The organism is Nocardioides sp., assembly GCF_016462705.1.
GTDB lineage: Bacteria > Actinomycetota > Actinomycetes > Propionibacteriales > Nocardioidaceae > Nocardioides.
Window position 1 is genome coordinate 1 of the sequence record NZ_JAEMSS010000220.1, and the last position, 6,086, is coordinate 6,086.

Annotated in this window: 6 protein-coding genes, 1 tRNA gene and 1 other RNA gene; 7 read left to right on the forward strand and 1 reads right to left on the reverse strand. The window is 73.5% G+C overall.

What is annotated here, in order from left to right; translation table 11 throughout:
• The 6 genes from JHD21_RS19750 to JHD21_RS19775 all read left to right on the forward strand — a co-directional run.
• On the forward strand, positions 1 to 710 hold a 710-nt coding region (locus JHD21_RS19750), incomplete at its 5' end, for a hypothetical protein (RefSeq protein WP_292678767.1).
• A gap of 95 nt (positions 711 to 805) precedes the next feature.
• Positions 806 to 1,144 carry a WXG100 family type VII secretion target gene (locus JHD21_RS19755; protein ID WP_292678769.1) on the forward strand — a complete coding sequence of 113 codons (339 nt, stop codon included), beginning with the start codon at positions 806 to 808 and terminating at the stop codon, positions 1,142 to 1,144.
• A 43-nt stretch (positions 1,145 to 1,187) separates the two neighbouring features.
• On the forward strand, positions 1,188 to 1,487 hold the full coding sequence (locus JHD21_RS19760) for a WXG100 family type VII secretion target (RefSeq protein WP_292678772.1): 300 nt from the start codon (positions 1,188 to 1,190) through the stop codon (positions 1,485 to 1,487).
• 127 nt (positions 1,488 to 1,614) lie between these two features.
• Entirely contained in the window at positions 1,615 to 2,985 is a 1,371-nt protein-coding gene (gene eccD / locus JHD21_RS19765) for a type VII secretion integral membrane protein EccD (protein ID WP_292678775.1), read from the forward strand.
• A 3-nt stretch (positions 2,986 to 2,988) separates the two neighbouring features.
• Positions 2,989 to 4,443 (forward strand): type VII secretion protein EccB, encoded by a 1,455-nt coding sequence (locus JHD21_RS19770; RefSeq protein WP_292678778.1) that lies wholly within the window; start codon positions 2,989 to 2,991, stop codon positions 4,441 to 4,443.
• A gap of 5 nt (positions 4,444 to 4,448) precedes the next feature.
• Positions 4,449 to 5,717 (forward strand): S8 family serine peptidase, encoded by a 1,269-nt coding sequence (locus tag JHD21_RS19775; protein WP_292678782.1) that lies wholly within the window; start codon positions 4,449 to 4,451, stop codon positions 5,715 to 5,717.
• A 109-nt stretch (positions 5,718 to 5,826) separates the two neighbouring features.
• Here the strand turns inward: JHD21_RS19775 and JHD21_RS19780 are convergent.
• Positions 5,827 to 5,915, reverse strand: a tRNA-Ser gene (locus JHD21_RS19780).
• A 55-nt stretch (positions 5,916 to 5,970) separates the two neighbouring features.
• Here JHD21_RS19780 and ffs point away from each other — a divergent pair.
• Positions 5,971 to 6,060, forward strand: an RNA gene (ffs, locus tag JHD21_RS19785) — signal recognition particle sRNA small type.
• Positions 6,061 to 6,086: the final 26 nt, after the last annotated feature.

The following is a 6,086-nucleotide window of genomic DNA, read 5'->3' on the forward strand; positions in this document are numbered from 1 at the left end:
GGCTCTTCGTCCTCACCGGAGCGGGTGCGCTCGTCGGGGCGGCGCCCGAGGTGGTGTGGGGCGCCCTGCTGGTGCTCGCGATGCTGGCGGCGCGCTTCGTGCCGGGCCTCGCGGTCGACGTCCCCGACCAGTACCTCATCGACATCGAGCGGCTGGCCGTCACCGCCTGGTCGGCGCGGGACCGGCCGCGGGGCCGGCGGGGGCGCACCGTCGTACGTCCCGAGGACGTCGCCATGGTGGCGGCCCGGGCATCCCGCACCGTCACCGCCGCCGCCTGCGCGGTCTGGGCGGTCGCCGCGATCTCCGCCCCGATGCTGCTGGCGACGGCGACCCTCCCGGTCGACCGGGTCGGTGCGCGGGTCCTCGTCGGCCTGGCCGGGGCGGCGCTGCTGCTGACCTCGCGCAGCTACCGCCATCGTGGCGCCCGGGCGATGCTGCGGGCCGCCGGACTCACCTGCTGGGCGGCGCTGCTGGTGGTGGTGCTCGGGCTGCTCGGCGACGAGCGACGGTTCACCCTGGCGGTCGTGGTCATCGTGCTCGCGGCGCTGCTCGTGGTCGTCGCCGTGGCCAACGGACGGGGCTGGCGCTCGGCGTGGTGGTCGCGCCGGGCGGAGGTGGCCGAAGGTCTGGCCGGTGCCGGCGCGATCGCCGCACTGGTGGTCTCGTCCGGGCTCTTCCGGACCCTGTGGGAAATCAAGTTCCGGGTTTAGCGGCCCGGGGCGCGGGTAGATCCGGGGTTGTCCGGCGACCAGCCGGGATCGGACCACTCGGGTGGCTCATGCCGCCGCAGAGAAAGGAACGGCAGATGAGCTCAGCACCCAACGAGACCAGCGCAGCGGACCAGGCCCTCACCCGCGCGGCCGGCATGGTCGCCACCGCCAAGGTGGACTTCGACCGGCGGGCCGCGGCCCTCAACGACCAGATCGCCGGCATGGCGATGCGCTGGCAGGGCTCGGGAGGCCTGGCCTTCCAGAACCTCCAGCGGGCCTGGCAGGAGAAGCAGACCACGATCATGCGGGCGCTCAACGACTTCGAGCAGTCGCTGGTCGTCACTGACCGCGACTTCACCTCGACCGACGACGCGCAGGCCCAGGTGGCGGGGACCAACCTCGGTCGCCTCGACGGCGTCTCGACGTCCCTCTGACCAGCGACCACCACCCAGACCACCTCAGAGCAGGAGCACAGCAATGACCGGATTCGACGGACTCCTCGTAGACCACGCGGCGCTCGACCAGGCCGCCCTGGACCTCTCCAACGCGGTGCGCGACATCGACGGCCGGATGAACCAGCTCGAGGAGGAGCTGCGGCCGCTGCAGAGCGACTGGACCGGTCGCGCCAAGGACCAGTACGCGATCTCCAAGCAGCGGTGGAACACCGCCATCTACGAGATGCTCACCGTGCTCGGGCAGACCAGCACCAGCGTCTCGCAGTCCAACAACGACTACATCTCGGCCGACCAGCGTGGCGCGGCCTCGTTCCAGTACTGAGCCACGCACACCCGTACGTCTCGGGAGAAGGGGCCGGCGCCCAGGTGCCGGCCCCTTCGCGCGCCCCATCGCGGGTCCGTCCGGATAGCATCCGCAGGCGGACGTCGGACACCACTCGGGAGGAACGATGACGCAGACGCCACTGGGGCCGTCGATCGGCGCGTCCGGCCTGGTGCGCGTGTCCGTCTCCTCGGGGGCGCGGCGGGTCGACCTGGTGCTGCCCGGCTCGGTGCCCGTCGCGGAGCTGGTGCCCGAGCTGGCCCGCAGCGTCGGGCTGCTCGACGCCGCCACCGTCTACGGCGGCTACCGCGTCGTCACGGCCTCGGGTCGTGAGCTGTCCGGCGAGAGCGGCCTGATCGTCCAGGGCGTCGAGGACGGCGGGCTCCTCACGGTCACGGCGGGCGTCGACGAGCCGCCACCCCGCATCTACGACGACATCGTCGAGGCGATGACCGACGTGGTCGAGCGCGACCTCGAGCCCTGGTCTCCCGCGTCCGGACGCCGGACGGCGCTGAGCGCTGCCGGACTGCTGATGGCGCTGGGCGGGGTCGCCCTCTTCATCCAGTACGACTCGCTCCTGGCCGGTGTCGCGGCGGGCGTGGTCGCGGTGGTCCTGGTCGCCGGCGCGGTCGTGCTCTCCCGGGCCCAGCGCGAGCCGGAGGCCGCCGTCGCGGTCGCCTGGATGGGGGCCGGCTACGCCGCGCTGGGCCCGCTGATGCTCGCGCTGCGCGACGGCCAGCCGCTGCTCGGGGCCGCCCTGGCGTACGCCGGCGCGGGCGCCCTCGGGGCCGGACTCGTCTGCGTCGTCGGGCTCGGCGACGGCCGCGTGCTCACGATCCCGCCGGCGGTCGTCGGGGCGATCGCCCTCGCGACGGGTCTGGTCCTGCACTCGTTCGACGTCGACGCCGGCGTGCTGCTGACGACGACGCTCGTCCTGGTGGTGCTGGCCGGGAGCGTCTTCCCCTGGCTCGCGCTCGGGGTCACCGGCACGACCGTGGACCAGCTCTTCACCCAGGCCGACATCACCGCCGACCCCGACCAGATCGACCCGGACCGGGTCGGCTCCGACGCCCAGATCGCCCACCAGATCCTGGTGGCCAGCTCCGCCACGGTCGGCATCCTCCTCGTGCTCGTCGCCCCGCTGGCCGTCGGCCTCGGGCTGTCGGGCACCCTGCTCGCCGTCGACGCGTGCCTCGTGGTCATGCTCCGGACCCGGCAGTACCGCACCGGCACGGAGGTCCTGGTGGGGCTGACGTCAGGGATCCTGGGGCTGGCGTCGGTCGCCCTCTCCTTGCTGTGGCTGCACGACGAGTGGCGGCCCACCGCGGCCGTGACCCTCGCGGCGACGGGGGCCGTGCTGCTCGCCTTCACCCTGCTCCCCGGCGTACCGTCGCTGCGCCGCGGCCGCCTCGGCGACATCGCCGAGACCGTGTGCCTGCTGGGGCTGCTGCCGCTGCTGGTCCTGGCCGCCGGCATCTACTCCTCCATCCGGTCCTAGCGCGTGGCGACCAAGAAGGACCTCGTCGAGGCGCACGCGTTCAGCCGTCGCCGCCTGGTGACCGCGTTCCTCTCCGGGGCGCCCGGTGGCCGCGAGGTGGAGCCGGCCCGTCCCGGTCGCACCATCGTCGGCGGCCTCGCCCTGTCGGTGCTCCTCATCGCTGCCGCAGCGATCGCGTCGGTGCTCGCCTCGAAGACCGAGGAGGACTGGAACAAGGTCGGCCTGGTCGTGAGCCGCGAGGAGGCGGCGCCGTACGTCATCCTCGAGGACGAGGACGACCCCGAGCTCATCCCGATCCTCAACATCACCTCCGCCCAGCTCATCCTGGGCGCCGACGTGGAGCCGACGTACGTCGAGCAGGACGTCATCGAGCAGCAGACGCCCGGCGAGACGATCGGGATCTTCGGGGCACCGCAGACGCTGCCGCGGCCGGACCGGTTCATCGAGGACGGCTGGACGGCGTGCACCGGCGACGGCCGCGGGATCATGCTCGGGCTGCGGACCGACCCGGACGTCGACGCGGTCGACCGGGGCGGCCTGGTCGTGACCAACCAGGGGCGCGACTACCTCGTCGCCCGGGCCGGCGACCTCGCGGACGTGCAGCGGGCGATGATCTACCCGCTGCCGGCACCCGGCGACGGCACCGACTCCGTGGACGCGATGCTCAACGAGCTCGGGCTGCGGGAGCGCGCCGAGGCGGTCGCCGTGCCCGAGGACTGGCTGCAGCTGTTCCCCACCGGCGGGGAGCTGGCGTGGGAGACGTTCCAGGTCGACGGTGCCGGCAAGCCCCCACTCGACCCGGCGCCGTACCCTCCCGGCGCCAAGGTCGGGGACTACTGGATCGACGGCGAGGAGGGACTCGTGCTCACGGGGTCCGGGCCCATGCGTCTGTCCGCCTTCGCGCTGCAGGTCTACCGCTACAGCCCGATCCCCGCGAAGAAGCCCGGCAGGCCGGGACGCCTCCCGCGGCTGCTGGAGGGCGAGCCGCCGCTGCTGAGCGAGCAGACCCGCACCTACCTGGACGCGAGCTGGCCGGACGAGCCGCTCGAGCAGCTGACCTACGACCCGTGCGCGCTGCTGGTCACCGACCCCGGCGGGGTCCCCGGGGTCGAGCTGGTGCAGAACCCCGGCGACGAGCTGTCGGCCGCTCCGCTCGGCGACCCGCTGGTGATCGACTACTCCATCGAGGACGGCCGTGGAGCCTACGTCCAGTCGGGTGACTGGGACGACGTGAGCGGCCTGCGCTCCTACGTCGTCGACCCCCGCGGCACGGCGTACTCGCTGCGCGACGCGCAGACCGTCGAGAAGCTGCGCTACGACGAGGTCCCTGCCCCGCTCGTGCCGGACAGCTGGGTGGAGCTGTTCGGCCAGGGCGTGGACCTCTCGACGGCCGACGCGCTGTGCCCGCCCTCCCCCGACCCGGTCGGGGACCGGGAGTGCCGGGAGCTGCCGAGTTGACCTGGGTGCGGTGGTTCCTCGTCGCCGTCGCGCTGGTGGCCGGTGGCCTGGTCGCGACGGCTCCGGCCGCGCACGCCGTCGACGACGCCGAGTGCGACCAGACGACGCTCGACGAGACGTTCGCGACCACCCGGGACAGCGGACCCCTGGCCGAGATGGACGTCGACCGGGCACACGACTGGCTGGCCCGCCGCGGGCAGGGGCTCGGTGCGGGCGTCGTCGTGGCGGTGGTCGACTCCGGTGTCGGCGCCACCGCCGGCGTGGACGTCGTGGAGCAGCCCGTCGTGGTGCCCGGCCTGGAGCGGGACCACTACCACGGCACCGCGGTCGCCGGGCTGGTCGCCGGTTCCCCCCGCCAGGGGGACGCCGGTGGCCCGGTCGGCATCGCGCCGGACGCGCAGATCCTGGACCTCCAGGTCTTCGACGACCCGACCGGCGACAACGGGACGCCGATCCTCACGGCCAACGTCGTGGCGGCCCTCGACGTCGTCCTCGCCCGCCGCGCAGCCGGGATGAACGTCAGGGTCGTGAACATCTCCCTCAACGTGGCGCCGGACGAGGCCCTGGCCCAGCGGGTCCAGCAGCTGTGGGACGCCGGCGTGGTGACGGTGGCCGGCACCGGCAACCGGCCGCGCAACGACCCAGGCGACACCGGGTCCGCCCTGGTGCCCGACGAGCAGTTCGAGCAGTTCCGGCCCGGCGAGGACGCGCGGGACGTCGTGCACCCGGCGGCGTACGACCCGGCGCTCGGGGTCAACGCCTCGATGGCGGGTCTCAGCGGTGCCGACCCGCACGAGTTCGTCCTGGAGAACTCGGCCACTGACGTCGCCGCCCCCACCGCCGGCGCGGTGTCCTACACCGTCAACGGCGGCACCTGCCTGCTCAGCACCCCGGCGACCTCCTGGGCCGCGGCCGAGGTGAGCGGCGTGCTGGCGCTGCTCTTCGCGCACTTCCCCGACGACACCCCGGCGATGGCGGTCAGCCGGCTGCTCCTCACCGCCGACGGGCGGGCCGACATCCCGGACCGCCTCGCCGGCGCCGGCGACGTGCAGGTCTACGACGCCCTCACCCGTCCGCTGGCCCTGGACGAGTCGGGCGCCGCGGAGCAGACCCGGCCCGAGCCGGACACCCAGGTCTACGCCGCTCCGGAGCCGGAGCCCGACGTCCTCGCGTCCACCCGGCGCGACGCGGTGTGGTGGGGCCTGCTCGGTGGCGGCGCGCTGTTGCTGGCGCTGGTGCTGCGGCCGGTGCTCGCGCGCCGGCGTACGAGGTAGCCCCCTGGCTCCTGTCGCCCGGGTGAGCGGTGAGCAGGAGCCGTTTCCGTCGCTGGGTTCGGTGCCTGGCTCACCGCTGTCCGCCACGCAACCTGTGCGGAGCGAAATCTGGCGGAGGATAGGGGATTCGAACCCCTGAGGGCTGTTAACCCAACCCGCTTTCCAAGCGAGCGCCATAGGCCACTAGGCGAATCCTCCGCGGAGGAGGTTACCGGCCACCTGCCGCTGCACCGAATCGCCTAGAGTTGGTGGCAACCCCCCGCGTGGCGGCACCTCGCCCAATCCCCCAGGGTCGGAAGACAGCAAGGGTAAGTGAGCTCTGCCGGGTGCGCGGGGGGCCTCTTCTTGCCCGAGGCGCCGGCGTACCCG

Bases quoted from the DNA above. Each gene is read 5' to 3' on its own strand.
- eccD (WP_292678775.1), top strand. From the start codon at position 1,615: ATGACGCAGACGCCACTGGGGCCGTCGATCGGCGCGTCCGGCCTGGTG.
- JHD21_RS19760 (WP_292678772.1), top strand. From the start codon at position 1,188: ATGACCGGATTCGACGGACTCCTCGTAGACCACGCGGCGCTCGACCAG.
- JHD21_RS19755 (WP_292678769.1), top strand. From the start codon at position 806: ATGAGCTCAGCACCCAACGAGACCAGCGCAGCGGACCAGGCCCTCACC.